The organism is Rhizocola hellebori, assembly GCF_016862955.1.
In the GTDB taxonomy this organism is placed as follows: Bacteria; Actinomycetota; Actinomycetes; order Mycobacteriales; family Micromonosporaceae; genus Rhizocola; species Rhizocola hellebori.
The window spans coordinates 118,785-142,155 of the sequence record NZ_BONY01000006.1; the positions used below are offsets into that span (position 1 = coordinate 118,785).

Genomic DNA, 23,371 nt, shown 5'->3' on the forward strand with positions numbered 1-23,371 from the left:
CACCGCAGGTGCCAATTAGTGTGCCAAAACTCACGACTGCTCCCGCGATACCTGAGCGAACGTTTAGCGTCCCGCGAAAGACTGACTTTCGGAGGTGCTTCGATGACGAAGTATGTGTACGACTTCTCCGAGGGCCACAAGGGCCTGAAGGATCTCCTCGGTGGCAAAGGCGCGAACCTTTGCGAGATGGTCCGGCTCGGGCTTCCCGTGCCGCCGGGCTTCATCATCTCGACCGAGGCGTGCCGAGTTTACCTGCGCGACGGTAAGCCGCCGGTTTCACTGGAGGCAGAGGTCGATGAGCACCTGAGCGCACTGGAGCGCTCGATGGGGCGAAAGCTGGGTGACCCGGCCAACCCGTTGCTGGTGTCGGTGCGTTCCGGAGGCAAGTTCTCCATGCCCGGCATGATGGAGACAGTGCTCAACGTCGGGCTGACCGACGCCTCGGTGGTGGGGCTCGCCGCCACCAGTGGCAACGAGCGCTTCGCGTGGGATTCCTACCGGCGCCTGATCCAGATGTTCGGCAAGACCGTGTGCGGTGTGCCGAGCTTTCCCCATGACGACAAGGCCGATCCTCGCGAGCTGGTGACCCGGTACAAAGAAATCTTCCGGGAGCACACCGGGCGCGACTTCCCGCAGGACCCGCGCGAGCAGCTGGACATGGCCACGGCGGCCGTCTTCGACTCGTGGAACACCGAGCGGGCCATCATCTACCGCCGTCAGGAACGCATTCCGGCCGACCTGGGCACCGCGGTGAGCATCGTGGCCATGGTCTTCGGCAACCTGAGCGCCGATTCCGGCACCGGGGTCGCCTTCACCCGCGACCCGTCCACCGGTCATCGCGGCATCTACGGCGACTACCTGGCCAACGCCCAGGGTGAGGACGTGGTGGCCGGCATCCGCAACACCGTGCAGCTGGACAAGATGCCGGCGCAGTGTTTCGCAGAGCTCAAAACCATCATGTCCACGCTGGAATCCAACTACCGCGACCTGTGCGACATCGAGTTCACCGTCGAGCGCGGCAAGCTGTGGATGCTGCAGACCCGGGTCGGCAAGCGCACCGCGGCGGCGGCCTTCACCATCGCCTGTCACCTTGTCGAAGAGGGCATCATCGATATGGATGAGGCGCTGCGCCGGGTGAGCGGGGGGCGGCTGGCTCAGCTGATGTTCCCCAGGTTCGATGACTCGGAGCGTCCCGAGCCGCTGGCGAGCGGGGTGGGCGCTTCGCCCGGCGCGGCCGTCGGCAAGGTCGTGTTCACCTCGGCGGCCGCGGTTGCGGCCAAACAGCCGGTGATCCTGGTACGCCGGGAGACCAACCCGGACGATCTGCCCGGAATGATTGCGTCCCAAGGCATTCTCACCAGCCGCGGGGGCAAGACCTCACACGCGGCGGTGGTGGCCCGCGGCATGGGCAAGACGTGTGTCTGTGGCGCGGATTCCATCGTGGTGGGAGAGGACAGTTTCGTCGTCGGCGAGACCACCGTGCGCGAAGGCGATGTCATCTCCATCGACGGCACGACGGGCAAGGTCTATCTGGGCGAGATCCCGGTGTCGGCTTCGCCTGTGGTCCAATACTTCGACGGCACCATCGATGCCGAAGCCGACCCGCTGGTGACCGCGGTGGACAAGCTGATGCGTCACGCCGACGGGGTCCGCCGGCTCAAGGTACGCACCAACGCCGACACGGGTGAGGACGCCGCCAGGGCACGCCGGTTCGGCGCGCAGGGCGTCGGCCTGACCCGCACCGAGCACATGTTCCTCGGCGACCGCCGTCCGCTGATCGAGCGCCTGGTGCTGGCCACCTCGGCCACCGAGCAGCGAGCCGCGCTCGACGCGCTGCTTCCGTTGCAGCGCAAAGATTTCGCCGATATCTTCCGAGCCATGCAGGGGTTGCCGGTCACCATCCGGCTGATCGACCCGCCGCTGCACGAGTTCCTGCCACCGCTTGAGGAACTGGCGGTGAAGGTGGCCACGGGCGAGGGCGACGAGCACGACAAGGAGCTGCTCGGCGCGGTGCGCCGGATGCATGAGCAGAACCCGATGCTGGGCCTGCGCGGGGTGCGCCTGGGGCTGGTGATCCCCGGCCTGTTCGAGATGCAGGTCCGCGCGATTGTCCAGGCCTACCTTGAGGTTCCGGGGTCGCAGCCGGAGATCATGGTGCCGTTGGTCGGCGCTGTCCAAGAGCTGGAAGCGGTGCGGTCGGCGGCGACCGCGATCATGGTCGACGAGGGCCTGGAGCACCATCTGCCGGTGGGCACGATGATCGAGGTGCCACGGGCCGCGCTCACCGCGGGCCAGATCGCTCACGCGGCCGACTTCTTCTCGTTCGGCACCAACGATCTGACCCAGATGGGTTGGGGTTTCTCGCGCGACGACGTCGAAGGCACGTTCTTCGCCCGCTACCTTGAGCTGGGCATCTTCGGGGTGTCTCCTTTCGAGACCCTCGACCGGGACGGCATCGGCCGCCTGGTGCGCCTGGCTGTCGACGAGGGCCGTGCGGTCAAGCCGGACTTGAAGATCGGGGTGTGTGGCGAGCACGGCGGCGACCCGGAATCGGTGCACTTCTTCCATACGTCCGGGTTGGACTATGTGTCCTGTTCTCCGTTCCGTGTTCCCATTGCGCGTCTAGAGGCGGGACGTGCCGTTGTTCTGGCGGACGGAACATCTGACGAATAGTCTCTATCGATGGGATTGCGTTGGCATGGCACAGTGGTGGCCGCCATCGATCCGGCTCGGCTCGCCCGATGGTGGGCCGAGGTGCTCGGGGTGCGGGTGATCTACGAGAGACCCGATGTGGTGGTCCTGCCCGGGCTTCGCTTTGTGCAGACGTCTTCGGAAAAGAACGGGAAGAACCGGCTGCATCTAGAGCTTGACAGCGACGATCTTGCGGCGGACGTCGAAAAGCTGATGGACATGGGGGCGCGCCACGTGGTGGCCGCCCCCGCCAAACCCGGCTGGGTGGTGCTCGCTGATCCAGAAGGCAACGAGTTCTGCGTGCTCGCGCCCGAGCGGTAGTAACGTCAGTAAGATGGTCGACACCGATCGGTTTGCCCCCGAGCCCGACAAGAACTCTTGGCGCAGTTCGTTCGAGCGCGACCGGGCAAGGGTTCTGCACTCGGCCGGGTTCCGCCGTCTTGCCGCCAAGACCCAGGTGCACACCGCTGGCACGGATGACTTTTTGCGTACCAGGCTGACCCACTCCTTGGAGGTGGCGCAGATCGCCCGCGAGATGGGCGCGCGCCTGGGCTGTGACCCGGACGTGGTCGACGTGGCGGGCCTGGCCCACGATCTGGGCCATCCGCCCTTCGGCCACAACGGGGAAGACGCGCTCAACGACGCCGCCGAAAAGTGCGGCGGGTTCGAGGGCAACGCGCAAACCCTGCGGGTGCTGACCCGGCTCGAGGCCAAGGTGGAGGGTGCCGGGCTGAACCTGACCCGCGCCTCGCTCGACGCCACCTGCAAATACCCGTGGCCCCGGGTGCTGGGGCGGCGCAAGTTCGGTGTCTACGCCGACGACATGCCGGTCTTCGAATGGATCCGCCAGGGTCGCCCGGCCGACAGCCGCTGCCTGGAGGCACAGGTCATGGACTGGGCCGATGACGTGGCCTACTCCGTACACGACGTCGAGGACGGTTTCTTCTCCGGCTTCATCGATCTGAGCCCGCTGCTGAACGACACCGAGGAAAGGCGTGCGCTCTGCGCCGATGTGGCACAGGCGTATTCCTCGTCGCCGGTCTTCGCGCTCGAGTCCTCTTTGGAGCAACTGCTGGCCGACCCGACTTTCGCCCAGCTCGCCGCCTACGACGGCTCGTTCCGGGCGCAGATCGCGCTCAAGCACTTCACGAGCACGATGACCGGAAGGTTTGTGGCGGCGGCGGTCAACAGCACGCGGGAGGCCTTCGGCGACGCGCCCTTGCGCCGCTACGACGCCGACCTCGTCGTGCCGACCGCGGAAAGGGCGTATTGCGCTCTGCTGAAGGGAATCGCGCTGCGTTACGTGATGCGGCGGCGGGGCACCGAGCCTTGGTACGCCGAGCAGCGCCAGATCCTCACCGATCTGGTCGAGGTGCTCTGTGAGCGGGCGCCCTCGGCGCTGGACCAGGTCTTCGCTCCACTTTGGAAGGACGCGTCCGATGACGCGGCCCGGCTGCGCGTCGTCATCGACCAGGTTGCCTCGCTGACCGACCCGGCCGCGATCGCCTGGCATCGCCGCCTGCTGCCGCGGTAGCGAGCGGCATCTCGCGCTGCCGGGCCGACAGGTCCCTAGGTGATAGGGCCCGGCGAGCATGCCAGGATGTAGGCATGGCAGGTGGTGGACGCGTCCGCGACGAGGACATCGCGCTCGTGCGCGAGCGCAGCTCGATCGTTGATGTCGCCTCCGAGCAGGTCACCCTCAAGTCGGCCGGTGGCGGCAACCTGAAGGGGCTGTGTCCCTTCCACGACGAGAAGACTCCCTCGTTCACCATCGCCCAGGCCCGCAACGTGTACTTCTGCCACGGCTGCGGGGCGGGCGGCGACGTCATCAACTTCGTGCAAAAGATCGATCATCTCTCGTTCATCGAGGCGGTGGAGCGGCTCGCCGATCGCGCGGGCATCGTGCTGCGCCGCGTCGAGGGCAGCTCGGCCCCGACCCGGCCCACCGGACAGCGTCAGCGCCTGGTCGACGCCCATAAAGCAGCAGCGGCCTTCTATGCCGAGCAGCTGCTGACGCCCGCGGCGCGCCTCGCGCGCGAGTTCCTTGCCCAGCGCGGTTTCGATCGCGAAGCGGCCCAGCGCTACGGCTGCGGCTTCGCCCCGCCCGAGTGGGACCTGCTCGTCAAGCACCTGCGCCAGCTCGGTTACAGCACCAGCGAGATGGAAACGGCCGGCCTGGCCCGCCCGTCGCGCTCGGGCAGCCTCATCGACCGGTTCCGGCGCCGCCTGCTGTGGCCCATCCGCGATGTGAGCGGCGACGTGATCGGCTTCGGCGCCCGGAAGATCTTCGATGACGACGACGGGCCGAAATACCTCAACACGCCAGAAAGCCCGCTGTACAAGAAGTCGCACGTGCTCTACGGCGTCGACATGGCCAAGCGGGACATCGCCAAGCAGGGCCGGGCGGTCATCGTCGAGGGCTACACCGACGTGATGGCCTGCCATCTGGCCGGCGTGACCAGCGCGGTGGCCACCTGCGGGACGGCGTTCGGCAACGATCACATCGCCGTGCTGCGGCGGCTGCTGCTCGATACCGACACCTACGGCGGGGAGATCATCTTCACCTTCGACGGGGACGCGGCCGGGCAGAAGGCCGCACTGCGGGCCTTCGCCGACGACCAGCGCTTCGTCGGCCAGACCTTCATCGCGGTCAGCCCGGACAACATGGATCCGTGCGAGCTGCGGCTGGCCAAGGGCGATCTGGCGGTGCGCGATCTCGTCGCCTCGCGCGAGCCTCTGATCGCCTTCGCTTTGCGCTCAACGCTTTCCCGCTTCGACCTGGACACCGTGGAGGGGCGGGTCGGGGCGCTGCGGGCCACCGCGCCGATGGTGGCGAAGATCAAGGACAAATCACTTCTTTCTGGGTACTCGCAGCGCCTCGCCGGAGACCTGGGCCTTGAGGTGGAAGAGGTGCGCCGGGCGGTCCAGTCGGCGGCCGGCGCCCCCGCGGCGCCCCAGCAGCGCGCCCAGCCGATCGTGAGCAACCCGCGGCTGCTGGTGGAGCGGGAGGCGCTCAAGCTCGCCGTGCAGTCCCCGGTGCTGGCCGGGCCGGTCTTCGACGCGGTCGACCAGACCTTCTACAGCGACCCCGCGCACCAGGCGGTCCGGGCCGCGATCGCCGAGGTCGGCGGGGCGGTGGCCGGGGTGAGTGGGGCCGGATGGATCAACACCATCCGCGACGCCTGCCCCGATCTGGCCGTGCAGATGCTCGTCATGGAGCTCGCGGTCGATCCGGTCCGCGTCGACGGGGAGCCCGACTCGGGTTACCTCAACATCGTGCTGGCTCGGCTGCAACTGGCCGGGCTCAAGCAGCGCATCGACGAAGTCAAGTCCAAGCTGCAGCGGATCAACCCGGTCAGCGACAAAGAGGAGTACCACCGCCGCTTCTCCGATCTGCTCTCCCTGGAACAGCACGCGAGGGCGCTCAAAGAGCAGGCGGCCGGAGGATTGTGATGCTGGGACGCCTGTTCAAGCGACGTTTGCTGCCCGCGGCCCACCGGCCCGCCTTCGCCGAGAACGAAAGGGTGCTCGCCTGGGCGCTGACCCAGGCCGGCTCTGCCGTGATCGCCACCAACCTTCGGCTTTGGGTGGCTGGAACCGGTACCCCGTGGAATGAAGTCTCCAAGGCGAAGTGGGACGGTTCCGAGCTCACGGTGATCACGTCTTCGGTGGTGGCGCAGCGCGAAGGGTATGCGGTCATCGAGGACAACCCGCCCGTGCGCATCGAGCTGGTCGATCCCGAGCATCTGCCGCATCAGATCCGGTTGCGGGTCACCAGTTCGGTCAAAAATCCGTCACACCACGGCCTGCCCGGCGGTGGTGGGGTGTGGATCGCGGCACGGCGTGCCCCCGGGGTGGACGGCCTGTCCTGGATCGCGCGCTACGACACCGGAACGGACAGGGACGATCCGCGGGTCGTTGCCGCCACGGACGACATCTTCAAGGAAACCTATTGGAGAGTTGTCGCACCTGACGAGTAGGGTCGCCGCGTGACGCAGGAACCTCTTATTCGCGCCCGTGGGCTGGTCAAAAAGTTCGGGGATTTTACCGCTGTCGATGGCATCGAGTTGGAGGTCGCTCCGGGGGAGGCCTTCGGGTTTCTGGGGCCTAACGGTGCCGGCAAGTCGTCCACCATGCGCATGATCGGCTGTGTCTCCACGCCGACCGCGGGTGAGCTTCGGATCCTGGGCATGGACCCGGTCAAGGATGGGCCGAAAATCCGGGCCCGGCTCGGGGTCTGCCCGCAGCTCGACAACCTCGATCCCGACCTGACCGTCTTCGAGAACCTGACCACCTACGCCCGCTATTTCGGCATCCCGCGCGCCGAGGGCCGCCGCCGCGCCACCGAGCTGCTGGAGTTCGTCCAGCTGACCGAGAAGGCAGGCAGCAAGGTCGAGCCGCTGTCCGGCGGCATGAAGCGCCGCCTGACCATTGCCCGCGCCATGGTCAACGAGCCCGATCTGGTGTTGCTCGACGAGCCCACCACCGGCCTCGACCCGCAGGCCCGTCACCTGTTGTGGGAGCGGCTGTTCCGGCTCAAGCAGGGCGGCACGACGCTGGTGCTGACCACCCACTACATGGACGAGGCCGAGCAGCTGTGCGACCGGCTCGTGGTGATGGACGGCGGCAAGATCGTCGCTGAGGGCTCGCCCCGGCACCTGATCGACACCTATTCCACGCGCGAGGTGGTCGAGCTGCGCTTCGGCGACGAGACTCCCACGGCATATGTGGAGAAGCTGGCCGGCATCGGCGATCGGCTCGACCCGCTTCCCGACCGCCTGCTGCTCTACACCAGCGATGGCGACAGCGCGATCAGCGAGGTCCATCGGCGCGGCTTTGCCCCGTCCAGCGTGCTGGTGCGACGCTCCACATTGGAGGATGTGTTCCTCATCCTCACCGGCCGCACGTTGGTGGACTAGCCATGTCCACCCTCACCTCCACCCCGACTGTCGTCGCGGCCCCGAGGCCGGGCGGCGGTGGCCCGCTTGCCGTGCTGGGCCGTCATCTCACCGTTTACAAGCGGGTCTGGCAGGGCTCGGTCTTCTCCTCGTTCATCCTGCCCATCATGTTCGTGCTGAGCATCGGCATCGGCGTGGGCGGTTACGTCGGCACCGTCGACGGCTGGAGCTACCTGTCCTACATCGTTCCCGGAGTGCTCGCGTCGGGCGCTTTCCAGACCGCGATCGGCGAGTCCACCTTCCCGGTGCTGGGCGACTTCAAGTGGAGCCGGGCCTACCACGCCATGCGGGCGACCCCGCTGCGCATCATCGACATGATCGTCGGCTGGCAGCTCTACATCCAGATCCGCGTCTTCGTGGCGGCCGTCATCTTCCTGGCGATCAGCGCCCTGTTCGGCGCTGTCCACTCACCGTGGGTGGTGGTGACCCCGCTGATCTGCGCTCTGCTCGCGCTCTCCACCGCCGCGCCGATCAGCGCCTTCTCGGCCGGGCTGGAGAACGACTCCTACTTCTCGCTGCTGTTCCGGTTCGTCGTGATCCCGTCGACGCTCTTCGCGGGGGTCTTCTTCCCGGTCGACCAGCTCCCGCTGTTCGGCCGGCTGCTGGCCTACGCGTCGCCGCTGTGGCACGGGGTCGTGCTCTGCCGCTCGGCGATGCTGGGCGTTGCAACACCCTGGCCCATCTGGGTTCATGTCGGCTATCTGCTCACCTTCGCCGCGCTCGGGCTCTGGTGGGCCAACGCGGCCTACTCGAAGCGACTCAAGGACTAAGGCCGATGATCAGCTCCTATGCGTTGTCCCCGACCCGGGTCGGGGCCGTCATCAACCGCAATGTGGGTGCGCTGCGATCCGGCCCGTCGTACTGGCTCGTGCTCTTCTCCGGTTTCTTCGAGCCGATCCTCTACCTGTTCTCCATCGGGGTCGGGGTGGGCGCGCTCATCGGCGACCTCAACGTCGACGGCAAGACGATGTCCTACGCGGCCTTCGTCGCCCCCGCGATGCTGGCCGTCTCGGCCATGACCGGAGCGCTGGCCGAGACGACGTTCAACTTCTTCTTCAAGTTCAAGTACGTCAAGACCTTCGACGCCATGCTGGCCACCCCCATCCGCCCGATGGAGATCGCGCTCGGCGAGCTCACCTGGGCCATGCTGCGCGGCTCGCTCTACACGGCCTGCTTCCTCGTCGTCATGATCCTGATGGGCTTGACCACCCCGATCTGGGCGCTGGCGGCCTTCCCCGCCACCATGCTCGTCGGCCTCGCCTTCGGCTCGGTCGGCATGGCGCTGTCCACGGTGATCCGGGGCTGGCAGGATTTCGACCTGGTCTTCACCGGCCAGTTCGCCATGTTCCTGTTCTCCGGCACCTTTTCACCGGTGCAGAATTACCCGCTCGGCGTGGAGATCCTGATCTGGATCACGCCGCTCTACCACGCTGTTGAGCTGGTGCGAGGCCTGTCCACGGGCGTCCTGAGCATCAGCATGCTCGGCAATGTCGCCTATCTCGTCGTCATGGCCGCGGTGGGCCTATCCATTGCCGGCCGCCGCCTGGCCAAAGTCCTCACCGCCTGACCGGGCGGAGTCGATCACTCCACATTGCACAGTGCTCACTTAGTTGTCTTGTTCACGACCTGCTCGGACATGAATGAGTGCATGAATTTGATCATGCTCATCAACTCATTTGATATGCTCGATTTGTCTGATGTGGACTGTGGCGGTACTTTCTCGGACATTACTTTCGTGATCCCCTCGGGTGGAGGTGGCCGATGCGTTTGCGACACCCCGATGGGCAGACCGTGCATCTGGCCGGAACCCTCGCCAGCGAGCCCGCCACCGACCTGCGTCAGCTCCTCGACCTGATCTCGTCCCACCCGGCCGGCGTCGCCTGTCTGAGCCTCACCCTGAGCCCGGCCTTCGCCTCGACCCTGGCCGGGTCGATCGGGATGCGAAGGCGCGTCCAGGTCGGGCTCGCCTCGCGGGGCCTGGAAGTGGTCACCCTCAGCGCCGGCTTCGTGCACAACAGCTGGCGGGCGTGGTGGACCTATCTGCTGGACCTGGCTTACATCCTGGCCGACCTGCTGCCTGAGGACACCACCCACGGCTCGGTGTGCACCACCGTTCCCAAGCTCGGTGAGGAGCCGTGGGAGAGCGCGGCCCGCGAGCTGGAAGACCTCAGCTCCGGGCTGACCGAGATCGCCTGGCACACCGGCAGCTTCATCCGCGTGGGTTGCGCCCAGCAGGACGGCACGCTGCTGGTGACGATGGACGACACCGTTCGGTTGCTCAGCACAGTCGACCGCACCAGAGTGGGCGCGTGCCTTGACCCGGCGCGCCTGACCGCGCACTCGGAGACCCCCGCCCAGGCATTGCTCAAGCTGCGCCGGGCCAATATGAACGTGGTGAAGGTGCGCCTCCCCGGGCCGGGCGGACAGGCCCTGCTCTCCGCGGTGCTGGGCGGCCCTCATCCGCTGTGCGACCACATCGAGGCCGAGACCTCCGCCGCGCTGGAGGAGGCCTACGAGGAGCTGGCCATCCTCGGCCTCAGCGACACAGACGACCGGCCCATGCCGGGGCTGGGCCGGTCGGTCCTTTAGAGCAATGACTGCTCAGGAGGAGGCGAGTTTGCGCTTGCCCTCGTCCACGAGGCGCACAGCCTGCTCCTGGAGCACTCCCGCCACCTCTTGCACGGTGGGGTGGTCCATGATCTTTTGCGCTGCGACGACCAGATCGTCGTAGGCCTTCTGCCCGCCTCTGGTACCGACGAAATAGCCGACCGCCACACCCGCGCCGAACCACAGCAACTTGCGCATCGTGCTCTCCAATGGGTCACCTCTACTATTGCGTCCTATCCTGCCCGCTGCAGGCCGAGATAAACACCGTGTCGGACTCACCGGTACCCGTTTGCTGCCCCCGGAATGCGTCCTGTAATCTGGTCCAGGCCATTCCCCTGTAGCTCAATTGGCAGAGCAGCCGGCTGTTAACCGGCAGGTTCTTGGTTCGAGTCCAAGTGGGGGAGCCATTGGGTCACGATGCGAACCCCAGGCGCTAAGCCTGGGGTTCCGTTGTCTATTAGGCCCGGAAGATGGTTTGATCTTGTGAAGCCCGGTGACCTGAATCTCGTGGACCGGTGCACGGAAGGGCGCCTCCTGGGGCACCATGTGCGCCATTGGCGATGAAGTTTTCGACCTCTTCTCGCATTTCGACCAGTTCGGCGATGATCGGCCCCACGGGTTCCGCCGCTGGCCTCGCGCCCGGGTGGTTTCGGTGAGCGCGAAGCTCCGGGAGATGCCTTTGAGCTGCGTCACACGCTCGGGGCCGGGTCAGCAAAGTTGATCTTTAATCACCCCGAGGGCCACATGCATACAGGGGCCTTGTATGCACGCGACCCCTGTTGGCAAGGCCCTGCGGCATAGGTCAATGGCTTTCCGGAACAGCCGCGTTCGCCGCCTGCGGGCGGCAGGGAGGTCCATATGCGTACGTCGGCCATGACGCATGCCGCCGCACCTTGGGAGCTGGAGTTCGACTGGCACCTCACCAACAGGTGCAACTTCTTCTGCGAGTACTGCCATCCCCAGATCCGTATGGTGCTGAACCGCAAAAACCTCGACGAACCGTCGGCAGATCTGGTTGTTCGGCGGTTCGAGGAGATAGGCAAGACCAGCTTGATCCACATGTCCGGCGGTGAGCCGTTCATGTTCCCTGGCTTCGTGGAGCTCTGCGTTGGGTTGACGCGGACCAACTACATCAGCATCAACAGCAATCTTTCTTCGGACGATGTCGTGGATTTCGCGGCTCGGATCCCGCCTGATCGCGTTGCGAAGATCGTGGCGGCAATCCACATGCCGGAACGGGCGAGGCTCGGACATGAGCTGAAGTTCTATGCCCGCAATTACCTCGCCTTGCGTAGCCAAGGGTTCGATGTCGTTGCGCTGTATGTCCTGTGGCCGCCGCTTCTGGCTCGGCTCGCAAGCGATATCGAGGAACTCAAGGCGCTTGGCGTGGACGACGTGCGTGCCAAAGTGTTTAAGGGCGTGTACGAACGCCGTCGGTATCCGGAGGGCTACACCGACGCGGAGAAGGAACTCATCCTCAACAGTTCCGACTACGTGTTCAACCGCCCGTACCTGGACGGGATGATGTCGTTCCGCGGGCAGGCGTGCACCGCGGGCGTGACTTCGTTCAAAGTCACCGTGACTGGAGATGTCCGGCGCTGCGCCTCGGTGCCAACGAGCTACGGCAACCTCTATGACGGCTCGTTCAACGCCGCGACCATTTTCGAGCCCTGCCCGGCGAAGCGGATTCTTGTTCTGTCGCAATGCCTTTCGTACCTGGTGAATCCACCGGCGCACAGCGTCGCTGATCTCGACGATGAGGACTGACCATGAAGATCGTAGTGAAGCAGGCTGCCATCGACCCAGATCGAGCGGTGTTCGACGTAGCTGAGCGCAAGGGAATCGGTCATCCCGACAGCCTCGCCGACTTGGTGGCCGACGCTTTCTCCCATCGCTACATCCGATGGTGCCAGAACAATATTGGCACCATACCGAACCATTGGGTCGACAAGGTCAATCTCGTCGGCGCCGCATCGGAGGTGACGTTCGGCGGATTCGAGATCCTGAAGCCTGTCGACTGCTATCTGTTCGGCAAGGTAACCGCGCAGGTAGGCATGACAGAGGTTCCCGTGTACGACCTATTCGCTGACGCCGTCTCGGCCGTTCTGCCCGCAGCGCTGGGGGATGAGCGGGTTCTGGAACATATGAGGCTCCACGTGAACAACTCCAGCGGTGTAGCAGTCGACCACGACCCCCAGTTCTACCGCCCCAAAACACTCGCCGGCCTCGCTCATGTGTTGAAACGCGAATCGGTCGCCAATGACACCGTCATCTGCGTTGGTGCGAGCCGGCCAGGCCTGGCTGGAACACTCGCGATGCGGTTGGAAAGCGCGGTGACCGGGGAAGGGTTCCGGGCTACCTTCCCGAGCATCGGCACCGATGTGAAGGTCATGGTGGTACGCGACGGATCGGAGCTGGACATCACCGCATGCATTCCGTTCCATCCAGAGGCAACCGGTTCGTTCGCCCACTACCAGACCGCGCTCGTCGAGGTCAGAGATGCTATGTCCGTGCTCGTACAAGACCTGCTCGCGGCAGACCAACGCGGGCACCAGGTCACGGTGTGGGACTTGCACCTCAACACCAAGGACGTACCGGGACATGGCTACCTGGCGCCGTTTGGCACCTCGCTTGGCAAAGGAGACTGCGGGGCGGTCGGACGAGGTAACCGCTTCAGCGGCGTGATTGAGCCGCTGCGTCCGTCGAGTTGCGAGGCGCCATCGGGCAAGAACCCGCTGCATCACGCAGGAAAGATCTACTCCAGCCTCACCGCCGACGCCGCCTCGGAGATTATGCGCCGCACTGGCGTGTTCGCGGAGGTTACCGTCGCCGCGCGCAACGGTGCCCCGCTGGATGACCCGGCGTATGTGCTCGTGTCGCTTGATCGGCGCGCCAACGGTGACGCGGCGAGTGCGGTGGAGGACTGTATCCGAACGACGATGGCTACAGCTGGCCAGTTTGCGCAGCGATTCTTGGACACCGACCTGATCGGCCGGTTCCGGGAAGGCGGGCAGTAGAAGTGCTCGACGAGGTTCACCGGCGCCATGTCGAAGGACTTCGGTCGCTCAACGCCGCAGTCACGCCCGAAGGGTTGGTGCTCGGCGCGCAGTACGTCATGTTCTTTGCTGAGGCCGAGCTCATGCGCCTCCATGCAGAGCTACTCGTCGACGGTGTCCACAAGCCAGATGTGTTAGAGGTCGGTCTCGGCCTGGGTGTCTTCGCCGAACAGCTGGCAGGACTTGGCGTGGGCAGCTACATCGCGGTGGAGCCCCATCCGCAGGTCGCCAACATCACTCGCTACCGTGTCCTCAATCGTTACCCCGCACATGTTCGGCTGATTGCTGAGCCTTGGCAGTTGACGTCCTTTCCTGCGGACAGTCTCGACGCCATTATGTATGACACCTGGCCACCGGACGGTCACGCCGATAGCGACTTTGCCGTGTTCGTGGAGACAGTGGCGAAGCGATGCCTGCGTCCCGGCGGCCGGTTCAGCTTCTTTTCAAGCGGCCCAGAATTGAGCGAGGTCCGTCGCCAGATCTTGGAGCGCCACTTCGCTGAAGTGAGGACATGGCCGTACACCCTGGCGGCCAACAAGATTCCGCCATCGTGGACCAAGCCTACGGCTGACTTCGTCGTGCCGATCGCTACGAAGGGAGGTTGCCCTTCATGAATCAGGGATTCGACGAACTTGGCTACGCCGTGTTCGCCCCGCCGTTCGCTCCCACAGTTATCGAGAACATCCGGCACGAGGCCGATGACATACGTGACAAACTCATCGAGCAGATGGCCGCCGGAAAGACGCCCGACCCGCGAGTCACCTGGTGGCGGCTCGACGACGGCGCCGCGTACCTGTTGAAGATCAAGCCCGTGGTCAATCTGGCGCCAGCCGCCGCCGCGTTGGCGCATGGCTTCTGGGCTCGCGCCACGCTCGGTGAGCTGCTGGACAACACCCCGTACCTCATGGAAGACAAGTTTATGTACAAACAGCGGCTAATGTCCGATGTGGACTGGGTTGACCTCCCTTTGCTTGGTGAGGAGGTGCGCAAGCACACCGACGCCGCCTACTTCCAGGCGCGAGGTTTCGAACGGGTCATCACCGTGGCGGTGTGCCTGGACGACTGCACGGCCGAGTCCGGCGCACTGAAGGTCTGGCCCGGAACACACCGACGGTCGGTCGCGATGTCTCACACTTCGCGGCAAGGGCCGGTGGTTGCGGACGAGGACGCCCCTGATGAGGATGGAGTGGTCCTGACCGCTCCCGTCGGCTCGGTCTTGGTATGGGATTCGGCGCTGGTGCACGCGAGCGGCCCCAACCTCAGCGGAAGGCCAAGGCGCCTGCTCGTTCTGGGCTACACGGCATCCCGTGTTGGGTGGTAGAGCCATGAAGCCGTACACGCAGCTTCCGCCCTTCTACGCGCAGTGGGGCGAAGACCGCTGGCTCGCCGAGAACTTGGCGATACCAGCTCAGGGAACCTTCGTCGATGTAGGTGCCGGGGATGGCGTCCACGGCAGCAATAGCCTGTACTTCGAGAACCTCGGTTGGAGCGGGTTGGCGGTGGAGGCAGACCCGCGTAATGCCCACGCTTTACAGAAGCGTCGATGTGCTGTCCGCATGTGCGCTGTCGCCAGATCGCCGGGGCGTCAGCAGTTCGGACTGCACACTCACAAGTCGTGGTCAGGGCTGACGCAACGGGGGCCGGAGGTTGAAGTTATCGCCGTCGACTGCTTCCGGCTCGCCGACCTCCTGGGTCCCCTTGGACTCCAAACCGTAGACCTGTTGAGCATCGACGTCGAGGGCACCGAGCTGGATGTGTGGGACTCCATCGATCACACCACGACGACGTGCCGTCTGATCATCATCGAGTTCGACGACAAGCGTCCCGATCGCGCACGGCACCAGATTCACCGCCACCTTGGAATCGGCGTCTATGACCTCATCCATGAGAGCGCGGCGAATCTGATTTTCGAGCGAAAGGATAGGCGATGGCCACGGCGCGTAACCTGAACCCTGTCGATCAGCTCAGAGGTCTACTGAACGACAACCGCCTGATCGTCGTCTGTGGACGTCACGATGACGCAGCCGCATGGGAAGATGCGATCGGCCAAAACCTCTGCAGGGCTATAGATCTCGACACGATGGCACTTGAACGATCGGATACGGTGCGGCGTAAGGAGAGTGGGCGGCTGGCCTTCCACCATGAGTCGATAGCCGGGCTCAATGGCACAGGGCCGCTGTCTGACATTGCCGACAGGTTCGATCCGCAACGACTGGCTGCGCTCATCACTCCGGACCCGCTGGATCCGCCAGCGGCTGGCAGCCGCCGAAGGCTCGGCCGCCGGCGTCCAATGTGGCGGCTGTGCGAGGACAAAGGCGTCGTCGATGCCATCTGGGCACAGCTCGGCATGCCGTATCCTCGGTCAGTCCTGGCGGACGGCGGTCATGATGTGGCCGCGCTTGGTGCGATGGTTGACGCCGGAGACGGCGCGGTCTGCGCGGTGCAGCGCGCTGGCGCCGCGCCCACCAGTGGCGCGGAGGGAATGTGGTGGTGGCAGGGCGATAGGATTCCCGATCTCACAGTCAGCCGCCACCATCGGCTCAAGGTCATGCAGCTGGTTCCGGGAGTACCGACCCGGTTGCACGGGATAGTCTTCACCAACGTCGTCGTCGCCTTTCCTCCAATGGAAGTCGTGACGCTTCCGCGCCCACAGTCGGGCACGTTCCTATGTTGCGGAGCGGTTGGCGGTCTTGCTGACGACCAGAACCTACGACGCCTGACCTACGAGATCGGCAGCGGCCTATCGGCACGCCTCGGCTACCGCGGCGCGTTCAGTGTCGACGGCCTCATGTCGGCCGACGGCTTCCTACCCACCGACCTCAACACGCGCCTCACCTCGGCGATGGAGGCTGCTGCGGCCCCAATCCGTGTTCAGATCCAGGCAGCCAATGTGGTCGCTCGCGAGGGATGCAATCTCCATGATGTCGAGTGGTTGGGCGGCCTCGCCGAAAGTGCTTTCTCCGGCGACTCGGTGACAATCTATGGCGCGGCAAACCGCGCCAACACAGCCAGCAATGTGGCCGTGCGGTGGGCAGGCTCCGAACTTGTCGCCGCCGATCCGGATCTGGCACATGGACAGATCCGTTTGGAACCCTCGCTGCGAGGTTGGACGTTGACTGCCTGCCTTCGACGGGACTACCTGCCGTCGAAACCCTATGCGGGTCCGGTCGCGCCAAAGGTCTTCGAGTTCGCTGACCGGCTGCTAGGCACCGATTTCGGCTCGCTGGCGGTTCCCTTCGGGCTGGAACAATATCCGGCGGTGCCGCCTGCTAGCCCAGGACGGTAGTGGGGCGACTCCGGAGCACAAGCGCGATCACATATAAGTGACTAGGTTGGCAGTGTCCTATTGGGTGTTTGCTGCCGCGCGAAGCCGAGCCAGGCTGCGCTCACGGCCTAGCACCCCCAAAGACTCGAACAACGGCAACCCAACTGCCCGGCCGGTCACGGCAACGCGGACCGGAGCTTGCGCTTTGCCCAGCTTGAGGTCGTGCCGCTCGCCGACCGCCATCAGCATCTCTTTGAGACCGTCCGCCGACCACTCAGGAAGCGTCTCGAAGCCCGCGATCACGTCAGGCAGGACACCGCTACTCGCGGCAGCCTTCGCCCAAGCCGCCTCATCAATGGCTGGGGTATCCAGAAAGAGGAAATCTACATAGGACACGATCTCCGACAACGTCGCGATTCGTGTCTGCGCGAGTTCAGCAACCGCCGCGAACGCGGCCGGATCGTATGCGGCTGGCTCCCACGGCGGAGGCGCAATACCGAACCCGGTCTCCACCAGCTCCTCGGCCGGCGTGAACGGCCCAACGAGCCAGGGCTGGCACGCCACGATGAAGTCCGAGATGGGCATCGCCCGGATGTACTCGCCGTTGAAGGCGAGAAGCTTCTTGATATCGAAGAAGGCGGGGGCTGAGTTGACGTCCTCAAGGCGGAACTCGTCCACGATCACCGACCAGGGAACGATCTCTCTGTCGCCTGAGGGTGCCCAGCCGAGGAGCATGAGGTAGTTACGCATTGCCTCGGGCAGGATGCCGTCGTCGCGGTACATCTCCAGGGCGACCTTGTCACGGCGCTTGGACAGCTTCTGCCGCTTCTCGTTGACCAGGATCGGTGTGTGCGCCCACACTGGCGGCCTGTGACCGAGCGCCTCCCACAGCAGCTGCTGCTTGGGAGTGTTGGGAAGGTGCTCCTCAGCCCGGATAACGTGCGTGATCTTCATCGTGATGTCGTCCACCACGTTGGCGAGCAGGAACACCGGCGAGCCGTCGCCACGCGTGATGACGAAGTCCTCAATCAGCTTGTTCTCGAAGGCTGGCTCGCCACGTACCAAATCCTTGACCACCGTGACACCCTCGTCCGGGGTACGGAAACGCAACGCGCGCCCGTCGCCAGCCGCGAGCGCTCTGGCGCGACAATGCCCGTCATAGCCGGTGTACGCGTTGCTTGTCCGGGCCTGGACCTGCTCGCGAGTGCAGTCGCAGTAATAGGCGCGGCCAGCGTCGAACAGCTGCTGCGCCGCTTTCATCTGCTCCGCGAGGTAGGCCGACTGGAGCAGTGGACCTTCGTACTCGGCCGGCCCTACGCCGAGCCAGGCCATCGCGCGGACGATCCCCTCGGTCCACTCCGGACGGGACCGCGCGGCGTCGGTGTCCTCGATGCGAAGGACCAGCGTTCCGCCGCTCTGTCGCGCAAGCACCCAGTTCAGCAGCAGAGAACGGGCGTTGCCGACGTGGAACATGCCCGTCGGCGATGGAGCAAAGCGAACGCGAAGGTCAGAGTCGGGCACGGCTGATACCAATCATCCTGGTGAACACTAACGACGTACCTATCTTTTCAGGCTGGATATCGACGGCGGAAACGGGTTTGCCGAGGGCGCGGGATCTTCGGCCCAGGAAGATCATGAGAGAGTCTCAGGCGGGTCTGGTCAGATCCGCCTCCCACCATGCTCGATCCATCGAGGCCGCCCCGGCGTCGGTCAATGCATACAACCAACTTGTATGCATTGGGGTCGGTCAGGCCGCGAGAACCCGAAGGTAGTCCGCGAATGATTGGGTCAGGCTCTCCAGCACCATCTTTCCCTTGGTCGCGTCGCCCAACGACGGCTTGCCGATGATGCCCGAGGTCGTGTAGCTGCGCATGCCTAGGGTAAGCAGATGCTGTCGTCGGTCCGATCCGTCGTGGTCCGCGTTTTGGGTCGGGCCAACGACTTCCGGTAACAGATGCAGCAGCATGGAAGTTTCGATCTCCCCTGCGTGCATGTCCTCATGAGCGCTGGTTTCCAGTCCAGCGTCCGCTCGTGCCTTGTTCCAGTCGTCGCGTCCGGGGAAGAGCGCGAGGTTGGGACCGTCTACCGAGAGTTCCTGAACTATATTGGCCAGCACGTAGTTACCGCCGTGGGCATTGACCAGGACTAGCTTGCTTACCCCAGACCGTCGCAAGGAGTCGACGATATCGTTCACCACGCGGTGAAGCGTTGCCGAGCTGATGCTCACCGTCCCAGGCCATGCCGCGTGTTCATGCGAGCAGGACACTGTGATCGGCGGAAGCAGGAACAAGCCGTATTCCCTGGTCAGCGCTTCGGCGATGCCGCACGCGATGAGAGTGTCGGTTGCCAGTGGGAGGACGTCGCCGTGCTGCTCGAAGCTGCCGATCGGCAAGACTGCCACCTGGGATTTAGCGCCAGCGATGTCTGCGGCGGTCGCCTTCGACAGGATCTCCATGGCTTTAGCTTCCTCCCTGGGCTGCGGCCGCCCACTGGATGACCAGCTCCCGATGGCCGGCTGCTCCGTCCAGTCTCTCGTTCATCACCCTACGCAGAATCCGCAGAGTCCGCTCCGAACCGGTTTCCAGCCCGAGAGCGAGCGCGCGCCGAGCCTGGTCGACGCCTTCATCAAGCGCTCCGGTCGTCGCCTGTGCGAATGCCAGGTGAGCCCTGACGAGCCCTTCGTCTAAACGATGGGAGGCTGGCCAATCCTGCAGAACGGTTTCCAGCACGCCGACCGCGCCGTTGGGTTCGCCGAGCGTCAGCAGACAGATCCCCTCGTGGGCGAGCACGTAGCTCGGCGTGCTGTGGGACGCGAGTTCGAGATCGATCTTGTCCGGTGTCGAATCGCGGCAGGCATCGAGGAATGCGCGTTTCAATGAGCGCCGCATTGCAGGCCCGTCGCCCAGAGCTGCATGAGCCTGTGCAGCACGCGTCGCGAGTAGTGCTCGGATCCGAGGCGGTTGGTTCGTCGACGCAACACTCTCAACTAGATCAAGACACACCCGAGGCTGATCTTCCTCGTAAGCCCGCTGAGCGCGGCGCATCAACACGTATGCGCCGAACACGGTGTCGCGTGCCCGCTCGGCAAGCCCACCAGCCCGCTTGAGCATGACCGTCGCATTTAAACGATCACCTTGGTTGTCGGCAATCCAGCTTCCGAACTCGAGCCATCTCGCCTGGGTACTCAGAAATCCAGCTGCCACCTGACCCGTAGCCGCAGCACCGAAGCGTGAGATGACAGCGATCTCGGTAGTGACGATGTCCAGAAAGCGTCTGCCGCCGACAGCGTTGCCGGCCGCGGCGAGAGCAGACAGCATCTGCGTCCAGTGGTCGACATAGGCCCCATCGACCGGGGCTTTGCTGTTTCGCGCGATCTCCCGCTCGGCTTCGCCCTCCGTCCACAGCGTGATGAGTTCTCCACCCGCTTCAAGATGCTCATCGATGCGCTCGACGGCCTTCTGGCTGGGCCAGCGAACTGCCTTCTCGTACTTGGCGATTTGATCAGGCGTGACGGGAAGGACCGTGGCCAACTGAGCTTGAGAAAGCTGGCGCAGTTGCCGCCAATGCCGGAGCACTGCGCCGAACCTGTCGCAAGCGGACAGCGTCGGGTCGAGAGTGCGTGGCACCTGGGGCATTGAAGGGACTCCACAACGGACGATAGAGATCACCGAGGGTGAATGTCATGCTACCCGATGTGCGGTGCGGGGTCCTGCCCGTTCGGACGCGAGGCCTGGTTCGTTCCTGCACCGTCGTCGAAAAGGCCGGATTGATGCGCTTTCAGCTTCCAACTGACGCTATGTACGCGACCAACTCCCGGTCCGGGCTGACGCTGCGGCGGTAAAGGGGACCGCATGGTGTCGCGGCTAGCCGCAGGGAGAGGGAGATCAGATCGAGCTCGGGGCCGCGCCATGAGTCGGCCAGGAAGGTGAACTCGTTCATGATCCCGAGCATGCTTCGGCTGGCGGTCTTGCCAAAGCGGCACTCGCTCATCTGCGCCGCTTCGGACTCGACGAGGTGATCCGTTGCCCCGTGGGCGGCTAACACGGTGGTGATCTGCGCACCGATCCTGGAGGACAGGTTGGACGCCGGTGCCAAGGGCATCAGCACTGGCAGTAGCGTCAGCTCGTTTACCAGCAAGACGACCTGAGGACGCCATGTGAACGAGGTGGCGTACCACTGCCCAAGCAGCGTGCTGGGCAGGGTGTCATCGGTGAGGTCGGGGCCGCCGACCCGATCCAGCAACTTCTTGGTGGCGCGCACGATCAGCACCTTGTCATCCTGCCTGGGACGCTCGTACTCCACTAAAGAAGCTGCCCCAACCGCGGCCGTCCAGTCCATTTCAAGATCGTTAACTCTTGCTCATCCGAAGGGGCGGGGAATCGTGGGATCTTCGATTTTCTGGGTGCGCTGGGGAGCCACGAGACATCTCGCATCGTCTGATGCGAGATGTCTCTTTTAGGGCTACCCCTTGGGCTCGACGAGCACGAGCCAGTTGCCGGAGTTGTCGCGCATGACGGCCTCGATCCCGTAGGGCCGGTCAGCCGGCTCCTGGATGAAGGTCACGCCCTTGGCGCTGAGTTCTTCGAAGGTCTTGTGGCAGTCGTCGACGGACAGGCCCAGGCCGCCCATTTGACCCTTCTCCAGCTGCCGGCGGATCATGTCGGCCATGTCCGGCTCGAGCGGCGGGCCGGGGGTCATCAAGGTCACTTCCAGCTCGGGCTGGCTCGGGTGCTTTACGGTCACCCAGCGGAAGTCCTCGCCCATGGTGACGTCAGTGCCCGCTTCGAAGCCGAGGACCTCGACGTAGAAGTCGCGGGCCTTGGACTGGTCCAGACAGTAGACGGTGACTAGGGAAACGTTCGTGATCATGAGGATTACCGTAATCCGCTCCGCCTGCCCGGGGCTTCTTTCAGATTGCGCGATCTGCCGGTGCCGCCCGGATCGAGCACGCCGCGCATGAACAGCCAGCAGCCGGGCACGTGCGGGCCGCCGGTGGCAGCCCAGCGGTCGCGGTAGGCGGTGGGCGTCTCGCCGACGAGCTGGGTGAAACGAGAGGAGAACGAACCCAGGCTGGAGAAGCCGACCGTCATGCAGATCTCGGTGATGGTGAGGTTCGCCGCCCGCAGCAGATCCTGAGCCCGTTCAATGCGGCGCCGGGTCAGGTAGCGGATCGGGGTCTCCCCATAGGTGGCTTCGAAACTGCGCGCGAAGTGATACTTCGACACCCCGGCGACCCGGGCCAGCTCGTCGAGGTCGAGCGGGTCGCGGTAGTGCCGGTCGACGTGATCGCGCGCCCGGCGCAGCTGGGCAAGCAGCTGCAACGGCACCGGACGCCTTACGCTCATATCCCTAGCGTAGGCCTGCTCGGATCCGGATCGCGCAAACACCATGCTGTATGTCTATTTAGGACAATGCAAACTGGTATCGACGGCCGGGCCGGAATCCGGTGCCACAGCAACGACCGTTTAGATAGACAACCTTGTTTTGTGTTCAGCTCCAGCCAGCATCGTCTCCCTGCCGCTCGTGCCCGGGGTGCATCACTGCTGCTGGGCGGGGTTGGCGGCGGCCGGGCTTTCCCTTCCGCCCTCGGACAAGATGTTGCGTGAATGCGGCCGATTCGGGTTGCCGGGATCAACGGGGGTTCCGTCATTCCCAAGCAAGTCGTAGGCTTCGATGGATTCAATGAACGCATTCACGGTGACCTCCTTCATCGACGTCCAGCCATAGATGGAGGACAACACCGGGGATCTCTGTTTGCCGAGAGAACAACTTTTAGCAAGCAAGCACCTGGTGTCGACAAGCAAGAAGGACACTGATGAAAAAGCATGCCCCGCGGCGAGCGCCGATCAGCCCGGCTCACGCCGAACTCGGTCGTGAGCTTCGCCGGGTGCGCGAGGCGGCGGCCCGCACCATGAGAGACATCGGAGGATACAGCTCTGGGCACATCTCCAATGTGGAGAACGGTCACGTCATGCCGTCCATGGAGCTGGTGGAAACCTACGCGCGCATTGGTGGTGATCGGGTCCGGATAATCGGCGCCTACGAGGCGGCCCGGCGCACCACGAGCACTCGGCGCAAGGATCGACAGAATCCTATGGGGCTGACCGATCCGGAGCCTATCACGGCCGAGTCGCCACCAGATCTGATCCGAGGGAGCTATCGGGTCGAGGACAGTGAGGCATATTACTTTGTGGATCAGAAGAGGATCATTCGCGAGCAGGATGTCATCTACAAAATCAGGGCCAAAGACCGCGATGTTCCTTACTTCATCAGCCGCCGCATCTATTACTCCGACCCGACATTGAACGCTTTGTCGATCACCGCCGGTGTCGGCTGCCAATTGGCCCGCACGGCGCACGATTTGACCGGGGAAGAATACATTTTGCTGGAGCTGGATGCCCCCGCGCGGCCGCAGGATACCGCACCGCAGACGATATCCCTCAACGTCAAAGTGAACAGCGATGTTCCTTCGGTGCCGATGGTCCGCTACAGCTCCGGGCCGGAGACGGCTCGACGCGCCGTGCGGGTCAAGTTCTCCTCGCCGGAGTTGCCTAGCCGAGTGTGGTGGTTCCGCTCGTCAAGGCTGTCGCCATGGGCGGAGATCGATCCGGGGCCTGATCAGCTATTGGCGAGAAGCCCGTCGGGTTTGTACTTCTGGGATTTCTTCGACCTCGAGAATGAGTATGTCGGTCTTGCTTGGAATTGGGACGGGCCATACCTCGGCGACGACGCGGGCTAGCGCGGGAGCTGAAGAATCCGTCAATTCCTGGGCGGTGGCTGAGCCTTTCGTCCCA

At 64.5% G+C, this 23,371-nt stretch carries 24 protein-coding genes and 1 tRNA gene; 17 read left to right on the forward strand and 8 right to left on the reverse strand.

Annotated features, from left to right (window positions below; all coding sequences use genetic code 11):
• The first annotated feature begins 102 nt into the window (after positions 1-102).
• From ppdK to Rhe02_RS06495, 9 genes are all read left to right on the forward strand, one after another.
• A complete protein-coding gene (gene ppdK, locus Rhe02_RS06455) occupies positions 103-2,673 on the forward strand; it encodes a pyruvate, phosphate dikinase (protein ID WP_203907152.1) in 2,571 nt (856 codons plus the stop codon).
• Positions 2,674-2,682: 9 nt separating this feature from the next.
• Positions 2,683-3,012, forward strand: a complete 330-nt coding sequence (locus Rhe02_RS06460) for a VOC family protein (protein ID WP_203907153.1) — start codon at positions 2,683-2,685, stop codon at positions 3,010-3,012.
• Positions 3,013-3,025: 13 nt separating this feature from the next.
• The gene (locus tag Rhe02_RS06465; protein ID WP_203907154.1) at positions 3,026-4,225 is read left to right on the forward strand and encodes a deoxyguanosinetriphosphate triphosphohydrolase; all 1,200 of its coding nucleotides are present in this window, start codon (positions 3,026-3,028) and stop codon (positions 4,223-4,225) included.
• A 74-nt stretch (positions 4,226-4,299) separates the two neighbouring features.
• Positions 4,300-6,144, forward strand: coding sequence for a DNA primase (gene dnaG / locus Rhe02_RS06470; protein WP_203907155.1), 1,845 nt, complete (start codon positions 4,300-4,302; stop codon positions 6,142-6,144).
• Positions 6,144-6,671 (forward strand): hypothetical protein, encoded by a 528-nt coding sequence (locus Rhe02_RS06475; protein WP_239123459.1) that lies wholly within the window; start codon positions 6,144-6,146, stop codon positions 6,669-6,671. Before dnaG ends, Rhe02_RS06475 begins: the two co-directional genes overlap by 1 nt.
• A 9-nt stretch (positions 6,672-6,680) precedes the next feature.
• Positions 6,681-7,610 carry an ABC transporter ATP-binding protein gene (locus Rhe02_RS06480; RefSeq protein WP_203907156.1) on the forward strand — a complete coding sequence of 310 codons (930 nt, stop codon included), beginning with the start codon at positions 6,681-6,683 and terminating at the stop codon, positions 7,608-7,610.
• A 2-nt stretch (positions 7,611-7,612) separates the two neighbouring features.
• The gene (locus Rhe02_RS06485; protein ID WP_203907157.1) at positions 7,613-8,419 is read left to right on the forward strand and encodes an ABC transporter permease; all 807 of its coding nucleotides are present in this window, start codon (positions 7,613-7,615) and stop codon (positions 8,417-8,419) included.
• A gap of 5 nt (positions 8,420-8,424) precedes the next feature.
• A complete protein-coding gene (locus Rhe02_RS06490) occupies positions 8,425-9,216 on the forward strand; it encodes an ABC transporter permease (protein ID WP_203907158.1) in 792 nt (263 codons plus the stop codon).
• 194 nt (positions 9,217-9,410) lie between these two features.
• Positions 9,411-10,238 (forward strand): IolE/MocC family protein, encoded by an 828-nt coding sequence (locus Rhe02_RS06495; RefSeq protein ID WP_203907159.1) that lies wholly within the window; start codon positions 9,411-9,413, stop codon positions 10,236-10,238.
• Between the two features lie 12 nt (positions 10,239-10,250).
• Here Rhe02_RS06495 and Rhe02_RS06500 read toward each other — a convergent pair whose 3' ends face one another.
• Positions 10,251-10,454 carry a hypothetical protein gene (locus tag Rhe02_RS06500; protein WP_203907160.1) on the reverse strand — a complete coding sequence of 68 codons (204 nt, stop codon included), beginning with the start codon at positions 10,452-10,454 and terminating at the stop codon, positions 10,251-10,253.
• A gap of 133 nt (positions 10,455-10,587) precedes the next feature.
• Between Rhe02_RS06500 and Rhe02_RS06505 the strand changes: the two genes are divergently transcribed.
• The 7 genes from Rhe02_RS06505 (at position 10,588) to Rhe02_RS06535 (ending at position 16,598) form a co-directional block, all read left to right on the forward strand.
• Positions 10,588-10,663 (forward strand) — tRNA-Asn (locus tag Rhe02_RS06505).
• Positions 10,664-11,114: 451 nt separating this feature from the next.
• Complete coding sequence (locus tag Rhe02_RS06510) at positions 11,115-12,023, forward strand: radical SAM protein (protein ID WP_239123465.1); 909 nt, start codon at positions 11,115-11,117, stop codon at positions 12,021-12,023.
• Between the two features lie 2 nt (positions 12,024-12,025).
• Positions 12,026-13,273, forward strand: a complete 1,248-nt coding sequence (locus tag Rhe02_RS06515) for a methionine adenosyltransferase (protein ID WP_203907161.1) — start codon at positions 12,026-12,028, stop codon at positions 13,271-13,273.
• Positions 13,274-13,275: 2 nt separating this feature from the next.
• Positions 13,276-13,926 carry a class I SAM-dependent methyltransferase gene (locus tag Rhe02_RS06520; protein WP_239123466.1) on the forward strand — a complete coding sequence of 217 codons (651 nt, stop codon included), beginning with the start codon at positions 13,276-13,278 and terminating at the stop codon, positions 13,924-13,926.
• The gene (locus Rhe02_RS06525; protein ID WP_203907162.1) at positions 13,923-14,633 is read left to right on the forward strand and encodes a phytanoyl-CoA dioxygenase family protein; all 711 of its coding nucleotides are present in this window, start codon (positions 13,923-13,925) and stop codon (positions 14,631-14,633) included. The genes Rhe02_RS06520 and Rhe02_RS06525 overlap by 4 nt, the downstream gene beginning before the upstream one ends.
• A 4-nt stretch (positions 14,634-14,637) precedes the next feature.
• On the forward strand, positions 14,638-15,261 hold the full coding sequence (locus Rhe02_RS06530; RefSeq protein WP_203907163.1) for an FkbM family methyltransferase: 624 nt from the start codon (positions 14,638-14,640) through the stop codon (positions 15,259-15,261).
• Positions 15,262-15,416: 155 nt separating this feature from the next.
• Positions 15,417-16,598 (forward strand): hypothetical protein, encoded by a 1,182-nt coding sequence (locus Rhe02_RS06535; RefSeq protein ID WP_203907164.1) that lies wholly within the window; start codon positions 15,417-15,419, stop codon positions 16,596-16,598.
• Positions 16,599-16,655: 57 nt separating this feature from the next.
• On the opposite strand, the gene gltX is transcribed toward Rhe02_RS06535, so the two are convergent.
• The 7 genes from gltX to Rhe02_RS06570 all read right to left on the reverse strand — a co-directional run bounded on the left by gltX (position 16,656) and on the right by Rhe02_RS06570 (position 22,288).
• Complete coding sequence (gene gltX / locus Rhe02_RS06540) at positions 16,656-18,098, reverse strand: glutamate--tRNA ligase (protein ID WP_203907165.1); 1,443 nt, start codon at positions 18,096-18,098, stop codon at positions 16,656-16,658.
• Between the two features lie 226 nt (positions 18,099-18,324).
• Complete coding sequence (locus Rhe02_RS06545) at positions 18,325-19,032, reverse strand: creatininase family protein (protein ID WP_203907166.1); 708 nt, start codon at positions 19,030-19,032, stop codon at positions 18,325-18,327.
• 4 nt (positions 19,033-19,036) lie between these two features.
• A complete protein-coding gene (locus Rhe02_RS06550; protein WP_203907167.1) occupies positions 19,037-20,203 on the reverse strand; it encodes a helix-turn-helix domain-containing protein in 1,167 nt (388 codons plus the stop codon).
• A gap of 151 nt (positions 20,204-20,354) precedes the next feature.
• Positions 20,355-20,846: a DUF6933 domain-containing protein gene (locus Rhe02_RS06555; protein ID WP_203907168.1), complete on the reverse strand. Its 492-nt coding sequence runs from the start codon at positions 20,844-20,846 to the stop codon at positions 20,355-20,357.
• 192 nt (positions 20,847-21,038) lie between these two features.
• Entirely contained in the window at positions 21,039-21,446 is a 408-nt protein-coding gene (locus Rhe02_RS06560) for a VOC family protein (protein WP_203907169.1), read from the reverse strand.
• Positions 21,447-21,451: 5 nt separating this feature from the next.
• A complete protein-coding gene (locus Rhe02_RS06565; protein ID WP_203907170.1) occupies positions 21,452-21,922 on the reverse strand; it encodes a helix-turn-helix transcriptional regulator in 471 nt (156 codons plus the stop codon).
• A gap of 192 nt (positions 21,923-22,114) precedes the next feature.
• A complete protein-coding gene (locus Rhe02_RS06570) occupies positions 22,115-22,288 on the reverse strand; it encodes a hypothetical protein (protein ID WP_203907171.1) in 174 nt (57 codons plus the stop codon).
• 176 nt (positions 22,289-22,464) lie between these two features.
• Between Rhe02_RS06570 and Rhe02_RS06575 the strand changes: the two genes are divergently transcribed.
• A complete protein-coding gene (locus tag Rhe02_RS06575; protein ID WP_203907172.1) occupies positions 22,465-23,316 on the forward strand; it encodes a helix-turn-helix domain-containing protein in 852 nt (283 codons plus the stop codon).
• The last annotated feature ends 55 nt before the right edge of the window (positions 23,317-23,371 follow it).